The sequence below is a fragment of the Pseudomonas sp. GM102 genome, assembly GCF_000282555.1.
Classification (GTDB): domain Bacteria; phylum Pseudomonadota; class Gammaproteobacteria; order Pseudomonadales; family Pseudomonadaceae; genus Aquipseudomonas.
On sequence record NZ_AKJB01000090.1, the window covers coordinates 20,483 to 38,054 of the forward strand.

At 58.8% G+C, this 17,572-nt stretch carries 17 protein-coding genes and 2 pseudogenes; 10 read left to right on the plus strand and 9 right to left on the minus strand.

The features are described 5' to 3' along the window. From PMI18_RS07500 to PMI18_RS07475, 6 genes are all read right to left on the minus strand, one after another. Complete coding sequence (locus tag PMI18_RS07500) at positions 1-873, minus strand: ABC transporter permease (RefSeq protein ID WP_007904411.1); 873 nt, start codon at positions 871-873, stop codon at positions 1-3. Continuing rightward, on the minus strand, positions 870-1,826 hold the full coding sequence (locus tag PMI18_RS07495) for an ABC transporter permease (protein ID WP_007904412.1): 957 nt from the start codon (positions 1,824-1,826) through the stop codon (positions 870-872). Before PMI18_RS07495 ends, PMI18_RS07500 begins: the two co-directional genes overlap by 4 nt. 45 nt (positions 1,827-1,871) lie before the next feature. Beyond that, positions 1,872-3,515 carry an ABC transporter substrate-binding protein gene (locus tag PMI18_RS07490; protein WP_007904413.1) on the minus strand — a complete coding sequence of 548 codons (1,644 nt, stop codon included), beginning with the start codon at positions 3,513-3,515 and terminating at the stop codon, positions 1,872-1,874. Positions 3,516-3,601: 86 nt separating this feature from the next. Next, a complete protein-coding gene (locus tag PMI18_RS07485; RefSeq protein WP_007904414.1) occupies positions 3,602-4,876 on the minus strand; it encodes an NAD(P)/FAD-dependent oxidoreductase in 1,275 nt (424 codons plus the stop codon). A 36-nt stretch (positions 4,877-4,912) separates the two neighbouring features. After that, positions 4,913-5,581, minus strand: coding sequence for a haloacid dehalogenase type II (locus tag PMI18_RS07480; RefSeq protein ID WP_007904415.1), 669 nt, complete (start codon positions 5,579-5,581; stop codon positions 4,913-4,915). Between the two features lie 530 nt (positions 5,582-6,111). After that, a complete protein-coding gene (locus tag PMI18_RS07475) occupies positions 6,112-6,996 on the minus strand; it encodes a LysR family transcriptional regulator (protein WP_007904416.1) in 885 nt (294 codons plus the stop codon). A 94-nt stretch (positions 6,997-7,090) separates the two neighbouring features. Between PMI18_RS07475 and PMI18_RS07470 the strand changes: the two genes are divergently transcribed. From PMI18_RS07470 to PMI18_RS07445, 8 genes and pseudogenes are all read left to right on the plus strand, one after another. Next, complete coding sequence (locus PMI18_RS07470) at positions 7,091-8,227, plus strand: DSD1 family PLP-dependent enzyme (protein ID WP_007904417.1); 1,137 nt, start codon at positions 7,091-7,093, stop codon at positions 8,225-8,227. Further along, positions 8,217-8,636: a RidA family protein gene (locus PMI18_RS0129695; RefSeq protein ID WP_033036766.1), complete on the plus strand. Its 420-nt coding sequence runs from the start codon at positions 8,217-8,219 to the stop codon at positions 8,634-8,636. The genes PMI18_RS07470 and PMI18_RS0129695 overlap by 11 nt, the downstream gene beginning before the upstream one ends. Positions 8,637-8,662: 26 nt before the next feature. Continuing rightward, a pseudogene (locus tag PMI18_RS07465) lies at positions 8,663-9,100 on the plus strand (FAD-dependent oxidoreductase); the annotation flags it as partial. Then, a pseudogene (locus PMI18_RS31595) lies at positions 9,097-9,291 on the plus strand (GNAT family N-acetyltransferase); the annotation flags it as partial. The pseudogenes PMI18_RS07465 and PMI18_RS31595, both read left to right, overlap by 4 nt. Positions 9,292-9,556: 265 nt before the next feature. Beyond that, positions 9,557-11,044, plus strand: coding sequence for an aldehyde dehydrogenase family protein (locus tag PMI18_RS07460; protein ID WP_007904420.1), 1,488 nt, complete (start codon positions 9,557-9,559; stop codon positions 11,042-11,044). Positions 11,045-11,193: 149 nt separating this feature from the next. Beyond that, entirely contained in the window at positions 11,194-11,712 is a 519-nt protein-coding gene (locus PMI18_RS07455) for a GNAT family N-acetyltransferase (protein ID WP_007904421.1), read from the plus strand. Positions 11,713-12,339: 627 nt separating this feature from the next. Then, positions 12,340-12,669, plus strand: coding sequence for a hypothetical protein (locus tag PMI18_RS07450; RefSeq protein WP_007904423.1), 330 nt, complete (start codon positions 12,340-12,342; stop codon positions 12,667-12,669). A 126-nt stretch (positions 12,670-12,795) separates the two neighbouring features. Continuing rightward, positions 12,796-13,095 (plus strand): hypothetical protein, encoded by a 300-nt coding sequence (locus PMI18_RS07445; protein ID WP_007904424.1) that lies wholly within the window; start codon positions 12,796-12,798, stop codon positions 13,093-13,095. On the opposite strand, the gene cynR is transcribed toward PMI18_RS07445, so the two are convergent. Then, on the minus strand, positions 13,081-13,986 hold the full coding sequence (cynR, locus tag PMI18_RS07440; RefSeq protein WP_007904426.1) for a transcriptional regulator CynR: 906 nt from the start codon (positions 13,984-13,986) through the stop codon (positions 13,081-13,083). The genes PMI18_RS07445 and cynR overlap by 15 nt on opposite strands. A 118-nt stretch (positions 13,987-14,104) precedes the next feature. Between cynR and cynS the strand changes: the two genes are divergently transcribed. Then, on the plus strand, positions 14,105-14,572 hold the full coding sequence (gene cynS, locus PMI18_RS07435) for a cyanase (RefSeq protein ID WP_007904428.1): 468 nt from the start codon (positions 14,105-14,107) through the stop codon (positions 14,570-14,572). Between the two features lie 140 nt (positions 14,573-14,712). Further along, complete coding sequence (locus PMI18_RS07430; RefSeq protein ID WP_007904430.1) at positions 14,713-15,372, plus strand: carbonic anhydrase; 660 nt, start codon at positions 14,713-14,715, stop codon at positions 15,370-15,372. Between the two features lie 90 nt (positions 15,373-15,462). On the opposite strand, the gene PMI18_RS07425 is transcribed toward PMI18_RS07430, so the two are convergent. Together PMI18_RS07425 and PMI18_RS07420 are read right to left on the minus strand one after the other, a co-directional pair. Further along, positions 15,463-15,804 carry a BON domain-containing protein gene (locus PMI18_RS07425; RefSeq protein WP_007904432.1) on the minus strand — a complete coding sequence of 114 codons (342 nt, stop codon included), beginning with the start codon at positions 15,802-15,804 and terminating at the stop codon, positions 15,463-15,465. A 228-nt stretch (positions 15,805-16,032) separates the two neighbouring features. After that, entirely contained in the window at positions 16,033-17,535 is a 1,503-nt protein-coding gene (locus tag PMI18_RS07420; protein ID WP_007904433.1) for an aldehyde dehydrogenase family protein, read from the minus strand. Between the last annotated feature and the right edge of the window lie 37 nt (positions 17,536-17,572).

Genomic DNA, 17,572 nt, shown 5'->3' on the forward strand with positions numbered 1-17,572 from the left:
TCAATGGCCTCCCGAACGTCGACTACGTCGCGACGACAGCCGGTCGATAAACAGATTCACACCGATGGTCAGCGTGCCGATGGCCAAAGCCGGAATCACGATGGCCGGCGCCCCTTGGTTGAGACCACCGATGTTCTCGCGCACCAGCGAGCCGAGGTCGGCATCTGGTGGTTGCACGCCCAGACCCAGGAAGCTCATGCCGCTGAGCAACAACACGATGAAACCGAAGCGCAGCCCCAAATCAGCCAACACCGGGTTGAGCATATTCGGCAGGATTTCCACGCAGGCGATGTACAGCCGACGCTCGCCGCGAGTACGGGCCACTTGCACGTATTCCAACGCTTCGATGTTCACCGCCATGCTGCGGGCAATACGGAACGCGCCCGGGGTAAAACTCAATACCGCCGTGCAGATCAGCAAGGTGACCGAGGAGCCGAAGGCCGAGACCATGATCAGCGCCAGCATCTTGCTCGGGATCGAAATGAAGGCGTCCATCAGGCGACTGATCAACTCATCCAGCCACTTTGGTGAAACCACCGACAGCAACGCAAAGCTGGTCCCCAGACCGCTGGCCATTACCGCGGCCACCAATGCCAGGCCGACAGTGAAGCGTGCGCCGACGAGGATCCGGCTGAGCATGTCGCGGCCCAGGTAATCGGTGCCTAACGGGTAAGCAGCACTCAGGTTGTCGAAGACATTATCAGAGACCACTTCCCCGACCGGATGTGGCGCCAACCACGGGCCGAAGATGGCCACCAGCAACCAGATCACACACATCGCGGCGCCGATCAGGCCGAGCCAGGACGATCCGTGGGAAACCTTGCCCAGCGCTAATTTGGTAGTAACCGGCGATTTCACAATGAGATTGTTCATTGATTTCTCAGCCTCGGATTGGAAAGAATCGCGCACAGGTCGGCAATCAGTACCAACGTCAGATACGCCGTACAAAACAACATGGTGCAGGCTTGAACCAGTGCCATGTCGCGGTTGGTCACTGCATCGACCATGAGGCTGGCGATGCCGGGGTAGTTGAAGATCGTCTCGACGATTACCACCCCGCCCAACAGGTAGGAAAGGCTCAGGGCGATGGCATTGGCAATCGGCCCGATGGCATTGGGCAAGGCATGGCGCAGGACGATCCGCATCTTGCTCACGCCTTTGAGCCGGGCCATTTCCACGTAAGGACTGTCGAGCTGATCGATCACCGCCGCCCGGGTCATGCGTGCCATTTGCGCGACGATGACGCAGCACAGCGTCATCACCGGCAACGCGTAAGTGCGCATGAATTGCCAGGGTGAAGTGATGTCACTGGCATACGACAGTGCCGACAACCAGCCCAGGTTCACCGCGAATATCAGCACCGCCAGGGTCGCTACCAGAAACTCCGGCACCGCTACCATGGTCAAGGTCAAAAAGCTGAGGAAACCGTCGATGCGCCCGCCCCGCCCCATCGCCGAACCAATGCCCAGGATCAACGCCACCGGTACTGATACCAGAGCCGTGGCGGCCGCCAGCATCAGGGTGTTAGGCACCCGCCCGGCCATCAACTCACTGACCGGCATGGCGTTGGAAACGGACAGCCCCATGTCACCGCTGAGCAGGCTCATCAACCAGTGCAGGTAGCGCAACACACCAGGCTGATCCAGCCCCATTTTCAGGCGCAAGGCTGCCACTTGTTCCGGCGTGGCGAACTGCCCCAGAGACTGTTGCGCCGCGTCCCCCGGCAGCACCGCCGTGATGGCGAAAACCACCATGGACACAATCAACAAGGTCACGATCGCCGCGCCCAGGCGCCGGCCGATCAACCACAGTGTGTTGCTATTCATCACCCTATCCTCATGCAATATCGCTGCAGCAAAAACCGACTTTCATCAAGCGTCCAGCCAGACCTGCTCGGAGAACATGTAGCCCATGAAACCTCCCAGGGGGTTGGTGCCATAGCCTTTGACGCGCTGATCGGCGCCATCGATGTTGCTGATAAACACCGGCACGCCGATACCGCTGTGCTCATGCACCAGGGTTTGCATGTCTGCGTACATCTTGCCGCGCTTGGCCTCGTCAGTTTCGCCTCGGGCCTGTATCAGCAGCTGGTCAAACTGATCGTTTTTCCAGCCGGACTCGTTCCAGGGTGCTGTCGACTGGAAGAACTGCGAGAACAGCATGTCGGCATTGGGCCGTGGGTTGATGTTGCCGAAACTCAGCGGGTGCTTCGCCCAATGGTTGGACCAGTAGCCATCGCTCGGCAGGCGGTTGACGTCGAGCTTGAGCCCGGCCTCTTTGGCTGACTGCTGCAGCAACACAGCGATGTCCACCGAACCGGTTGCGGCCGGCGAGCACATCAGCGGCATGGTGATGCTTTCCATACCGGCCTTTTTGAGCAGGAACTTGGCCTTTTCCGGGTCGTAGGCACGTTGCGGCAGGTCGGCGTTGTAGAAGCGTGCACCGGGTGCGATCGGGTGATCGTTGCCGACCCTGGCGAAGCCACGGAATATCGCCGACTTGATCTGTTCCCGGTCCAGCAGCAACTTCATCGCCTCGGTGAATTCCGGGCTTTTGCCTGGCAACTGGTCCTGACGGATGATGAGGTCGGTGTAGTTACCCGACGGCGAGTCCACGACCCGATGCTTGGTGCTGGCCTTGATGCGGATCGTTGAGCGCGGGTTAACTTCGTTGCAGATGTGTACGTCGCCCGACAACAGAGCGTTGATCCGCGACGGCTCATCGGCAATGGCAATAAATTCGATTTCATCCAGATAGGGCAAACCAGGTTTCCAGTAATTGGTATTGCGCACACCAATCGAACGCACCCCGGGCTTGAACTCCTTGGCCTTGAACGGGCCGGTTCCGATGCCCAGGCTGAAATCGCTCGTCCCCTCGGGAACGATCAACATGTGAGAGATGGCAAGAACCGATGGCAGCTCAGCATTTGGGCCGCTCAACTGTATCTGCACCTCATGGGTGCCGTTGGCCTTGACTTCGGCGAACTGCGACGCCAGCGGCAGGACCTTGGAACCGGTGATTGGATCCTTGTGCCGCAGCAGAGAGAACACCACGTCGGCGGCTGTCAGAGGCTTGCCGTTGTGGAAGACCACTTCCTTGCGCAGGGTGATCACCCAGAGCGTGGCGTCAGTGGTGTCGATACGCTCGGCCAACTCGAGTTGCGGCACCATATGGCTGTCGAAACGCGTCAGGCCGTTGTAGAACATGTAATGGCGCACGTAGTCGGTGGACGATGACCCTTTGGCCGGGTCCAGCGTATCGGCGGTGGAACTGGACGAGCCGGCGACGCGGATACGACCGCCGGGTTTGCCTTTGCCAGGGCTTGCGGCTTCCTCGGCAAACAGCTTGCCGGCAGCGCCGAACAGGCTACCGGCGCCTACTGCGGCCACCCCGGCCAACCCCAGCATTTGCAATGCATTGCGGCGTGACATGCCGCGATTGAGCCCTTCGAAAATGCGCAGACTTTCTTCCCCTGTGATCAACTGGGAGTCGATACTATTTTTGTTGTCAGTCATGTCAGTTCTACCTTTCGAAAAGTGATAAGGCTCGAGTGCGCGCGATAAATGGTGTGTGGTTGAAACGTAAAGCAAATACCTTGAACTCAGTGCAGGTAGTCCTGCAGGCGGTAATACGCACCGACCAGGGGCAGGAACCAGGGTTTGCCGAAATGCCCGGGGATGGCCGGCCAGTCGAGTTCGCGCCAGGGATTGGCTTCGACCTTGCCGGCCATGACCTCGGCCATGACCTGCCCCATGTGCACCGACATCTGTACCCCATGACCGCTGTAACCCATGGAGTAATAAACGCCTCCATGCTGACCGGCCCGTGGCAAACGATCAGAGGTCATGTCCACCAACCCGCCCCAGCAATAATCGATCTTCACGCCTGCCAACTGCGGGAACATCTGCACCATCGCCGCTTGCAACACTTTGCCGCTCTTGGCGTCGGAAACGCTGTCAGACATGGCAAACCGTGCACGACCACCAAACAGCAAGCGGTTGTCTGGCGTCAGGCGGAAGTAGTTACCGATCATGCGGCTGGTGACATAGGAACGCCGTGCCGGCAGCAAGCTGTCGATCAGGGACTGCGGTAGCACCTCGGTGGCGATCACGAAACTGCCCACCGGCACGATCCGCCGCCGATACCAACCCAATCCGCCCTGCTGGCACGTGCCGGTAGCCAGCAGAACCTGTTTGGCATGCAGTGAGCCCTTGGTGGTGTTGACCTGATAGCCGCCGGCACGGGCCTTCCAGTCCGTCACCGACACGCCCTGAAAGATCAACGCACCGTGACGTGCGGCCGCCTCGGCCAGACCGACACCGAAGCGCCCGACATGCATCTGCACGCCGTTGCGCTGCAGCAAGCCTCCATGAAACTGGGCCGAGTTGACTTCAGCACGAGTCTCTTGCGCAGACAGCAACTCGACCTCGGCATCGACCTCCCGCCGAATCAGTTCGCAAGTGCGCGCCAGGCCTTCGTAATGCATCGGTTTGGCGGCCAGTTTGAGCTTGCCATTACGCTTGAGGTCGCAGGCAATCTGCTCCTGCTCTACCAGCGAGACGACACTCTGCACGGCGCTTTCATAGGCCAGGTAATAGGCTCGCGCTTTATCAGCGCCGAGGCTGGCGCTGAGTGCCGCGTAGTCCTGGGCAACGCCGGTGTTGCACTGACCGCCATTGCGCCCTGACGCCTCGCCGATTACCCGCCCCGCTTCCAGCACCACCACACTGGCCCCCTTCAAGGCCAGGGCGCGGGCCGCCGCCAGGCCGGTGAGACCACCACCGACGATGGCCACATCGACCTGCCCAGGCAACGCACCGAGCTGGGCACCGGTGAATACCGGTGCGGTATCGAGCCAATAGGACTCACTGCCCATGTCTAACCCCTTTTACCTTGAAGAGTGCCCTGAGACTTAGAGACCGACCAACCCGGCCAAACCGCCGATATCGGGGATCTGGTGGTAGCCATAGACCGCATTCGCCGGCTGCTCGTGACCACGGGCAACGAAGGCTTTGTTCTTGATCTTCATGTCGTGGGCCGGCATCAAGTCATAGCGGAAGCTTGAAGACACATGCAGAACATCCTCCGGCCCGCAGCCGAGGTTATCGAGCATGAACTCGAAGGCAGCCAGGCGCGGCTTGTAGGCCTGGGCTTGCTGGGCGGTGAAGACCTTGTGGAAGGGCGCGCCGAGCTTGTCGACGTTGGACATGATCTGCTCGTCCATCGCGTTGGAGAAAATCACCAGCGGAATTTTGTCGGCGATTTTCGCCAGGCCGGCCGGCACGTCGGCATGTGGACCCCACGTTGGTACGGCGTCGTAGTAGAGCTGGCCTTCGCCTTTGTACTCGATGCCCCAACGCTTGCAGACCCGCGCCAGAGAGGTCTTGATAATCTCATCATACGGCCGCCAGTCACCCATCACCTGATCCAGACGATAGGCGGAGAAGTCCTTGACGAATTGATCCATTTGCCCGGCAGGGACACGGTCGGCGAACAGTTCGCGCGTCATGTTTCCCATTTGAAAGTTGGTCAACGTGCCGTAGCAGTCAAAGGTAATAAACTTGGGTCGAAGAAAGCTCATGAGTGCAGTCCTGGATGATTGTTGAGGTCATGACGGGGCAAGCAGTTACACCGTTCGGGAAGCATCGGTGCAACGCTGCATCACGGATTTATTACAACACCAAGAGACCATGCATAAACTGTTAAAAGTATAGGCTGCTTGGTACAAACCACCGTTTTGCAGGGCTTGCTCAGCAGACTTTGCGGGATGCTCCAGACTCAGGCACTCCACCCCTGTTTCTATGCCTTTGCGGACTGTTATGGTGCATCGACGATGCCATGCACAACGCAACGTGCGGCAGAATCTACGACTGGTGGAACGAGAATGGGCGCATCCCCCGAGGATACGCCCGCTGATTGTGCTGCGAGGGAGAGGCGGGGCCAATTACCACCGGAGTCGGTGTTCGCTGTAACAGGGAAGCGCTCGAATGAGCGAAACTTGATACCTGAAAGAAAAGATGTAATCCCCTCAACAGATATTTGAATAACACCGATCATGCATCGCCAACCGGTGCTGGCCAACGAAGTGATCCATGCTGCTTCTCGCCCTGATCATGCTTTCAATGCATCTTCCAGAAATGTCACCAATGCCTGTACGCGAGGGCTGCGAAGTTTGCGTGAGGGCACCAACAGGTTGATCGGTGCGCTGTCGAATTGCCAATCCGCCAACACCCGTATCAGGCTGCCGTTGGCGATTGCGTCACTGACATCCCACTGCGAACGTAGCACCAACCCCAAGCCTTGCTCGGCCCAACGCCGGGCTACGCTTCCATCGTTGCTCAACAATACTGGTTCGATGCGCAACGTTTTGCGCCCCTGCCCCTTTCGCATATGCCACAGCGTGACATCTTCATCATTCTCACGAATGCAAATGCAGCGATGCTCGGCGAGTTGCTCCGGCGACGACGGCACACCGTGTTGCTCTAGATAGGCCGGGCTGGCGCATAACCATCGATTGTTTGACGTGAGGGGTCTGGCGACCCACAGGCTGTCGTTGAGGTTACCGATGTGAATCACCGCATCGCTGTCGTGACGATCAGGCCACGGCGTTTCACGTAAATCCAAGTGCAGGCACAGCTGTGGATGCAACCTGGCAAAACGCGCCAGCAGCGGCGCAATGCGCTGTCGCCCATAGCCGAACGGTGCCGCCAGCCTGAGTGTGCCCACCAGCCGCTCGTCTTGTTGCTTGAAGGATTCCGGGAGCGCATCCAGCTGCTCCAGCAAGATCGCGCATTCACGGGAGAAACGCTCACCATCGGCAGTAAGACTCAGACGCCGGGCATCGCGATTGGCCAGGGTCAGCCCCAGCAGCGTCTCCAGTTTACGTAGACGCATGGACAGCGCCGGTGGCGTGACATTGAGGACTCTGGCAGCAGCGCTTAAAGACTCGGAGCGCGCCAGCGTTACGGCCAGACGCAGGTCTTCGACGGAGATCATTCAATTTTACTTAATGATTGATGACTATCCATTGAACCACAACTTCAAGACGGCTGAGTAGAGTGACCCCATACCCAGCCACCTGAGTTCTGTCATGTCAGCCCCTATTGCCTCCCTCGATACCCCCATCGCGATAATCGATGTCCCGCGAATGCAGCGCAATATCCAGCGCATGCAGCAACGCATGGACACCTTGGGTGTGCGTTTGCGCCCGCACATCAAAACCAGCAAATGCCTCCCCGTGGTCAAGGCACAGATAGACGCTGGCGCAAGCGGTGTCACGGTTTCCACCCTGAAAGAAGCTGAGCATTGTTTCGCTGAAGGCATCAGCGACATTTTCTATGCCGTTGCAATAGCGCCTGGCAAATTGGTCCAGGCACTGACACTCAGGCGCAAAGGCTGCAAGCTGAGCGTGCTCACCGACAGTGTCATGGGGGCTCAAGCCATCGTCACCTTCGGACAGAAACACGACGAACGATTCGAGGTCTGGATCGAGATAGATTGCGACGGCCATCGATCCGGTCTGACCGTTGAAGACAACGCACTCATAGACGTCGCACGTGTCCTTGTTGAGGGGGGCATGCAATTGCGAGGCGTGATGACCCACGCCGGATCCAGTTACGAACTCGACAATCTTGAAGCGCTACAGATTTTGGCCGAACAGGAACGCTTCCTCTGCGTCAGCGCCGCCGAAAGAATCCGCGACACCGGGATGGCGTGTCCAGAGGTCAGCATCGGCTCCACTCCCACGGCACTATCGGCACTGAGTCTGGAAGGCGTCACTGAAGTACGCGCAGGCGTCTATGTGTTCTTCGACCTGGTAATGCACAACATCGGTGTCTGCCAGACAGACGAGTTGGCACTGAGCGTGCTGACCACCGTCATCGGCCACCAGCACGATAAAGGCTGGATCATCACCGATGCCGGCTGGATGGCCATGAGTCGTGATCGCGGCACGCAACGCCAGCGACAGGACTTCGGTTACGGACAGGTGTGTACCGAAGCTGGCGACTGGATCGAGGGCGCGCTGGTCACTGGCGCCAATCAGGAACATGGAATCATCACCCTTGGAGCGACCAAGAGCGCCAACATCGTAGAGCGCTTCCCCATCGGCAGCCGTCTGCGCATTCTGCCCAACCATGCATGTGCCACAGGCGCGCAATTTCCGGACTATCACGCCTGTGACGCCGAGGGCGTCGTGCACACCTGGAGTCGCCTACATGGCTGGTAATCAAACAGGTCCGATCGACTTAATCCACACGGCTAATGCAGCAGCTCCGGGCGGACACTACTCCCAAGCGGTATTGCACGAGGGAGTTCTATATATGTCCGGGCAACTGCCGGTACGCGCGAATGGCGACCACAGTGCCGACCAACCGTTTGAGGTTCAAGCATCAATCGCCCTCGATAACCTCGTGGCGATCCTCAGCGAAGCAGGCCAGAGCACGAGTGACCTCTTGAAGGTCACTGTCTATGTCGTCGGGATAGAACACTGGCCCGCCTTTGATCGGATTTATGCCCATTACCTGGGTGAACATCGGCCAGCACGCGCCGTGGTACCCGTTCCGGTCTTGCATCATGGTTACTTGATCGAAATCGAAGCACTGGCCCGCGGTGGACAAAAGGAGACCTACCTATGACCGATGACAATCATCGAGGAGCCCTCATGAACCCGCAAAAAAGCGATGTCCTGATTATCGGTGGCGGCATCATAGGCTCGACGTCGGCGGCAGCTGGAACTGGCCAACCGTTCCTGGGCGTTGTGGAAAGGACTGCCGGAGCTGATCGACGACGACCTCGAATTCATCGCCAGCGGCCATATGCGTGTGTGTGTTATCGCGAAGATGAAATTGCTGAACTGGAGGCCTATGCGGCGGCCCCGGAGGCCCGTGAACTGGACTTGCAGATCCTCACCGGCAAGGCCTTGCATGCCCGCTTCCCGTTCCTCGGCCCGGAGGTCAAGGGCGGCTCCTATGCTCCCCACGATGGCTACGCCAACCCGCGTCTGGCGGCGCCGGCCTTTGCCCGGGCAGCACGCCGTCTTGGTGCGCGGATCGAAGAGCGCACCGAGGTCGCCGAGGTGCAGAAGGTCAATGACGAATTCACCACCTTCTGCGTTTGATACCTGGTGCCTTTGTTCGCTTCGACATTCTGGCCGATTGCGGGTTGGCCGGCTGGCTTGAGAGCCTGGGGTTGCAGTGCGTCGACAGAGCGCCGCGAATGGTTCTCGGAGTGCCCCCGCAATCACGCGGCGCAATCAAGCAATTTGCTCTGGTTACTCAAGCTATCGGCTAGCGATCACGACCGCCAGCAAGGGTTTTATCTGAACGCAATACCAACGTAAGCGGCTCAGTTGCATTGATGCAAAGTTAGCCCGGCAGATACAGCAGATTATCCTTTGCCGACTTGAACAACGGCATATTTTGCCTGAGCCATTTTGTTAGTTTATTGATGTGACAGGGCCCTAGGGATGTACTGGTCGCTACGGTGATGCTCTGACTCGCGACCTCCCCGGCCCTGCTGTTCGCGGCGCCTATTACCGCTCCAAGGAGCTAGTTGGATGACAACACAATCTTCGAATAACTACAGCGTTGATCCACAAACGTCTCACAAGTTTTATATCAACGGCTGTTGGTCTTCCCCTGCAATCCCGGCAAGTTTGCCGGTGGTCAATCCGGCAAGTGAAGCCGTTGTTGCTGAGGTCGCGCGCGGGTCTGCCGAGGATGTTGATCGGGCAGTAGCCGCGGCGCGTGCAGCGTTTCCAGGTTGGTCTGCTTCCTCGGCAGAGTCGCGTGCGCTTGTCCTTGGAAAGATCTACGATCTCATCCTTGAGCGAAAAGAGGTTCTTGCGCAGGCCCTCTCTCTGGAAATGGGCGCTGCCATCGGTTTCGCACGGGCAATGCAAGTACCTCTGGCGGCCGAACACGTTCGGGTCGCACGTGACCTCCTGTCCACCTATCGTTTCCAAACGGTTGAAGGCGGCACCGCGATTGAACGTGAACCCATAGGCGTCTGCGGGCTCATCACTCCGTGGAACTGGCCGCTTTATCAAATCACCGCCAAAGTCGCCCCGGCGATTGCTGCCGGGTGCACAGTGGTCTTGAAACCAAGCGAACTGTCGCCACTAAGCGCCCTTCTTTTTGCACAACTGGTACATGACGCAGGCCTACCGCCTGGCGTCTTCAACTTGGTGAACGGAAGTGGTCCCGAGGTCGGCGCAGCCATGGCGGCGCATCTCGATATCGATATGATTTCAATTACCGGCTCAAACCGCGCAGGCGCTCTGGTTGCACAGGCGGCCGCCCATACGGTGAAACGTGTCACACAAGAACTGGGAGGCAAGTCGCCGAATCTTTTTCTTCCCGACGCCGACTTCGCCAAAGCCGTCCCGCTGGGAGTGATGTCTGCCTTTCGCAACGTCGGACAATCGTGCAGCGCCCCGACAAGAATGATCGTTCCAAAGGACCGGCTGGCGGAGGTCGAATCGCTGGCTGCCGCAACCGCCAATGCAATCATCGTGGGTGATCCGCAATCGGAAGATACGGTACTGGGTCCGATTGCCAACGAGGCGCAGTTCAACCGCGTGCAAGCAATGATCGAGACCGGCCTGAATGAGGGGGCAAAACTCGTTTGCGGCGGACCAGGACGAGTGCCGGGTTTTGAAAAGGGCTTCTACACCCGACCGACTGTTTTCTCCGAGGTGAATTCCGCCATGCGGATCGCCCAAGAGGAAATTTTTGGCCCAGTGTTGTGCATTATTCCGTATGAGACGGTCGATGAGGCGGTCGCTATCGCAAACGACACGGTATATGGGCTGGGCGCCCATGTTCAGGCGCAGAACCTTGATCTTGCGCGTGTCGTTTCCTCTCGTATTCGAGCAGGACAAGTGCATCTGAACTACCCCGCCTGGAATCCAATGGCTCCGTTCGGTGGCTATAAGCGATCGGGTAATGGTCGTGAGTACGGTGTCTACGGCTTTGAGGAGTATCTGGAAACCAAAGCAATCATTGGCTTTGGCGGATCGCTGGATTCGCCTTCGCGCACATAGGACCCATTGTTCCCTTCGCGTGGCTTGCCCGCTAAGAATTCACCGCGGTTTTCAGGTATTACGCGTTATCGTTCTTCGCGGGCAAGCCTCGCTCCTACAGGTTTTGCGGCGCATCAGGCAACAGCCCTGCTTTCTGAAAAGGTACGACCATGGAGACAATCAGGAATCAGCCCTCGATAGAACTGCACGCCGCTCAGCGCGACGAACTGGAAACCATCGAGAACCTGATGCAGTTCTACGTGTATGACTTCAGCGAATGGTTGCCACTGAAACTCGGGGATCATGGCTTCTTCAACATCCAGCCCAAACTGGATTACTGGCGCAACCCGGCAACCAGGCCGTTTCTGATCAAGGTTGACGGCGAGCTTGCCGGTTTCGTGACCGTGGATAACGAAACCCATATCGTCGGTGCTGAGTACAACATCGGCTACTTTTTTGTCAGCCGACGCTTTCGTGGCCAAGGCGTCGCGAAGTTTGTCGTCTCCGCCCTCTTGAACCGGTTCCCCGGTCAATGGCAGATTTTCCACATCGATGCCAATCAGCCTGCGCGGCTGTTCTGGGCCAGGGTGATGCCTGATCTCACGGGCTCAGCATTCACCGTGCATCAACTGGCAGTGGACGGCTACCCCTGCACCGTTTACCGCTTTAAAAGATCGCACGCCCTGTAGGAGCGAGGCTTGCCCGCGAAGAACGATGACGCAGTCCTGCCATTTGTCCGCGTGATGGCTTTCGCGGGCAAGCCTCGCTCCTACGGGGGGCGAATTCCCGCGACGCCCCAGCCAGCCACGCCTGACTTTTTAATTCCAAAACCACTTTGTCCGACAATATGTAGTGAGCAAAAATAATCACTACAAAACCGTTGACGCCTCCGATTTGCCCTTGCATGATGCAGACATCTCCCCGATCGGGAGTAAGGCAACACGTTTGAGCAAGCTCGTCTGACCGCCGAGCTGTTTTTCCCGGATACACGCTGCCCACAAGGCAGATTGAAGAAGCTGACCTGGCCTGAACGTCCAGTACAAAGGACGAGAAGCGCTGGCGATCAATCCTCATGAAGCTTGTGGCCGACCCTGAAAGCGTCGGCAGTGGCCTCCAGGTTTTCGCCGCTTCTCTTCGTTGTGACGCTATTGCGTAGCAGTTATTCAACACGACTACATGCAGCAGACGCGGGACCCCGTCGTATTGACGGCCGACCGCTGACGTCCTGGTTTCGGTGCCAGGGATCAACTAACCGATGGGCTACTTGTATTAGCGAATCAACTTTGAAAGATCACCAAATGGTCAAGGGGCTTACAATGAATCTGAACAATCAACCTACTATCGATGAACTGGCTCGCTTGTTCGCTGCGCAAAAAGACAGCCAGGACAGCCATATTCTGTGGATCAGCAAATCGGGCCAGGTTCATATCGACTGCCTGTCGCCCCATGCCCACGAAGCAGAGTTCGACCAGAACAACCAGAACCTGCTCGCCCGACTGAAGATGTACCGTCGCGGCCAGGGTTATGTCGGCAAGAAGGCCGCGGCCGACAAGGACTTCATCGGTAATGTGCTGCAAACGCTGAAACAGGCGTGGGCATCGATGCAGAACCAGAACGAAGTTCGGGTGATTGATCGGTTGTATTGATATCCCCCCTCAGTAAAGAAAGAAGGCCCCGCTCGGAATATCGAGCGGGGCCTTTTCGTTTGTCTCGTGCGCACCAAATAAAGCTATGGTTAACCGTATGCCCTGCTGGATCCCTGGAGGCTTGCGATGAACAGAATCCTGACATTCATAGTGTTGGCAATGGCCAATGTTGCCCACGCGAACACCCTCCCTGGCATTCCCTCATTCGATGTGGACTGCCCCGGTAAAGTCGTCGTCCATGCGGATCAGGACGGCCCGGTATTGATCAACAGTAAAGAGGCGGAAACCAAAGCCATCAACGATCGCCGCTTCGAAGCCAAGGGTTCGGGCATCACGCTCTCGATCATCCTCGCCGATGACGATTCAGTGACCGTGACCTCCACCGGCAAGGCTCCCAATGGGCTGTGCCAATCAGTGGATGACTGACTTCGCCGACTCGACCGCAGCCGCGCCCAACACCAGGTCCATGAAGGCCACAGACGCCGCACTGTGATAGTTGTTTTTGCGCCGAAGCAGCGCGGCCCCTCGGTTGGGCGCCTCCCCCAGCAGCGGAATTTTGCGCAATGCCCGTTCCGCAGTGGCGATAGGCTCCGGGAGGATGGTGGCCATTGGCGCGTGACGAATGACCTCCAACAGCGTACTCACCGAGTTCACCTCGATCGCCACCTTGGGTGTGATGTTCTGTTGCCGAAAATACCCGTCGATGGAGGATCGGGTGATGAAGTCCGGCGTCAGCAACGCGAACTCCAGTTGCGCCACCTCCTTTGGCGATAGCGGGCTCTGGCGCTCGTACAACGGATGACTGCGCCCGACCATCACGCCCAAGGTCTCGACAAATGCCGGCAGGCACTCGATGTCGGGGCTCCTCACCGGGGTAAAGGCAATGGCGATGTCCAGTGAGTCATCGAGCAACCCGGCCTCGATGTCATCCATCGATAACTCGAAAATCTGCAGATGGATGTTCGCAAACTTCGCCACGTAGTCACGCACCAGCGGCCCCACCAGATACGCCATGAACGTTGGCGTCATGGCCAGTCGCAAAGTGCCGCGAGACAAGTCCTTCACGTCATGCAGCGCACGTTTTCCCGCTTCAAGTTCCACCAGTACCCGACGGGCACTTTCGATATAGGCCTGCCCCGCATCGGTCGGCTTGACCGTGCGCGAGGTGCGGTCGAACAGGCTGACGCCGAGGGTTTCCTCCAGCTGCCGGATCTGCTGGGACAGCGTCGGTTGGGAGACATGCAACGCCTCGGCGGCGCGGGTGAAGCCGCCGTGGTCGGCGACTGCCAGCAAGTAGCGCAAATGTCGGAGCAGCATGGGGCACACCATCTATAGGCAAGACTTATGCGAAGCATTGTATATCGGTCTTGGACGCTATGAATCAATCGACCGAAGATGGCTCCACTTTCCAGCCACAACCGATAGGAGTCACACCATGCAACAGTCCCACGCTTACCAGGACCCGAGTCTGGCCCTGACCACTTCGATCCTCGATGCCAAGGCACGCAAGAATCTGTCCTGGCAGGACCTGACCGACGGCACCGGCCTGGGTTTGGCCTACGTCACCGCCGCCCTGCTCGGCCAGCATCCGCTGCCGGAAGCCGCCGCCAGGGTGATTGGCGAGAAACTCGAACTGGACGCCGACGCCGTCGCTCGCCTACAGATCATTCCGCTGCGCGGCAGCCTCTCGGGTATCCCGACCGACCCGACCATCTACCGTTTCTACGAAATGATCCAGATCTACGGCACCACGCTCAAAGCCCTGGTTCACGAGCAATTCGGCGACGGCATCATCAGCGCGATCAACTTCAAGCTGGACATGAAGAAAGTTGAAGACCCGGAAGGTGGTTCTCGCGCAGTGATTACCCTGGACGGCAAGTTCCTGCCGTTGCGTCCGTTCTAAGACAACTGTAGGAGCGCGGCTTGCCCGCGAAGAACGCACTGCGGTTTTGCAGGTATTACGCGTCATCGTTCTTCGCGGGCAAGCCTCGCTCCTACAGTTTCTGCGTCTGCCCCCCCCTCACTCATGCAAGGAAGTCAGCCATGAAAGCGCTCATCGAAGGTTTATTGAAGTTCCAGAAAGAAGCCTTCCCGCAACGTACCGACCTGTTCAAACACCTGGCCACCACCCAGCATCCCGGTACCTTGTTCATCACCTGTTCCGACAGCCGTGTGGTGCCGGAGCTGCTAACCCAGCAAGAACCCGGTGAACTGTTCGTGGTGCGCAATGCCGGCAACATCGTGCCCTCTTACAGTCCGCATCCTGGCGGCGTGTCGGCCACGGTCGAATATGCCGTCGCGGTATTGGGCGTCACGGACATCGTAATCTGCGGGCATTCGGACTGTGGCGCCATGACCGCCATCGCCCAGTGCACATGCATGGATCACCTGCCCGCCGTCAGCGGCTGGTTGCAACACGCCGAGTCGGCCAAGGTAATCAATGACTCCCGCCCTCACGCCAGCGACGCAGCCAAGGTAAGTTCGATGGTCCGGGAAAATGTCATCGCCCAACTGGCGAATATCCAGACTCACCCGAGCGTGCGTCTGGCCCAGGAAAAAGGCCTGCTGAACCTGCATGGTTGGGTTTATGACATCGAGACTGGCTCCGTCGATGCGCTGGATGCCAGCCGTCGCAACTTCGTATCGCTGGCCGAACACCCGGACACCTGTGCCGTTTATGGCAAAGCAGTCGAAGCCGCTTGAAGGCTTGGCGCAACGTTACAAAATGGGCAGGCGCGCTACTGCGCCCGTCCATGGCTGCGAACAGGCATGACACTCACTGGATCACCATAGTCATTTGTCGTCTGACGAGGGTGGCCGACGCTCAGTGGTCTCTTCGGCATTCGGTGCTTCTGGAGAATGTCCTGGGGTGAACACGTGAGTGAGCAATTCGCTGGCATCGATATTGACGACACCAGGCACCGAACGGGCCAGAGCAACAGCCTGCTCACACTGCCTGTGAGTGTTGACGCGACCGCTCAATGCCACCGTGCCCGCATGGGTTTTGACATGGACATTCAGGCCAAGGGTGGTTTCGGCCAATGCCAGGGCCGACTTCACCCGGGCGGTAATCCACATGTCGTGAACGACCGTTTCCAGACCATGAGAATAATGTTGAAAGGAATGAAGTTTCATGGCGCAACCCTCCCTTACGTAATCAGATGCGCCGCCCGCCCCACCGCAGAGACGCACACACATTAAGTATAGTGCGTGCCGTGGCCTGCGGTCGGGGGGCGGTCCCTGATCCTGTAGGAGCGAGGCTTGCCCGCGAAGAACGATGACGCGTAATACCTGAAAACCGCGGTGCATTCTTCGCGGGCAAGCCTCGCTCCTACAGGATTTTCACCGTTCTGGAGTGCCGTTTCAACGTTTGACCGACAGACTCGTCTGGGTCATGCGGCTACGGATCGTGAACACACCATCCCCCGAGAGAATCGCGCTGCGCGCAAACAGGCGCCCGCTCTCCCAGTTCGAAAGCCCCAGTTCCGGCTTGTTCAGCGCGTACTGTCCATCGACCCAGCGGGTAATCCCGTTGCCAACAAAAGGCGCATTGACCGCGTTATAGAAACGCTCCTGCGCCGGGGCATCTTCACTGATCAGCGACACAGTGAATTGCGGGCTGTAGCGGTTGAACAAGGCGATGGCCTGGTCCAGGTCGTCGACGATCTTCAGGCTGACTTCCGGGGTTTCTTCCCATTCCCACTCGCGACCCAATTGATCCTCGGGCAGCGGTTCGGCCAACGCTTCGGTCTGATAGCCTTCGGCGCGGTACACCTCGACGCTAGCGGTCTGCCAATCGGCCGGCAAACAGGCCTCGCTCCCCTCGACGATATGCAGCTTGCAGCCCTGGCCCCGAGCGGTGCCGGCCTGTTGCAGTGCATCGAGAAACAGCGGCACCAGTTCGGCAGCGCGATCACGGTGGATCAGGCAGACGTTCAGGGTGTTGCAGACTTTGCGGTCCAGCGAGTTGCGCACCACGGCGGCAAAGCGCTGGGCATCGGCGTCCTTGTCGGCGATCAGCCAGGCGCCACCGGTGCCGTGCAGGCTGACCGCGGTGCCGGCCTGTTGCGCGATGCTGCCCAACTGGCTGACCGCCCGTCCCGAACCACGGGCCACGGCCAATGACAGGCGCCGATCGGCGAACATCGCCCAACCGGCGGCATGATTGACGCTTTCCACCAGTGACACCGCACCGGTCGGCAACCCGGCGTCGGCCAGTGCCGGATTCAATGCATGGGTGACGATGGCCTGGGCGGTGCCCAACGCGTCGCTGCCAATGCGCAGCACTGCGGTGTTACCGGTGCGCAATACACCGGCGGCATCGGCAAAGACATTCGGTCGGCCTTCGAACACGAACGCGACGATGCCCAGCGGCGAGACCACTTGCTCGACTTTCCAGCCGTCGTGCTCGACGCAGCTCACGACCTTGCCGCGAGTGGCCGGTGCATCACGCCAGGCCCGCAGGCCGGCGATCATGTCGCCGCGCATACGCTCATCGGCGAGCAACCGCGTGGTGGAACGCCCGCGAGCCTTGGCCCGCGCGATGTCGGCCAGGTTGGCGGTCGCAATCAAGGCCCAGCAGTCCGGGGTTTCCAGGCGTTGCGCAAAGCGATCGAAGAACTCGCTGATGGCCTGATCCGAGACGCTGGACATCGCGGTGAACGCCGCTTCGGCGCGCTCGATGGCGACCGCCGCCGCTTGCTGGTCCGCCACCGGGATCAACAACAATTCGCCGCTGACCTGCTCCACCAGCAGATGGTCGCCGGGCTGAAAGCGCGCCGCCAGTTCGGGGCTGACGACAGTGACACGATTACCGGAAAAAGGGATTGGCGTGCCAGCGACTAGACGTTCGAGCGCAAGAGACATGAAACGGTTTCACCATGCAGGAGAGCGGCCAGAAAAT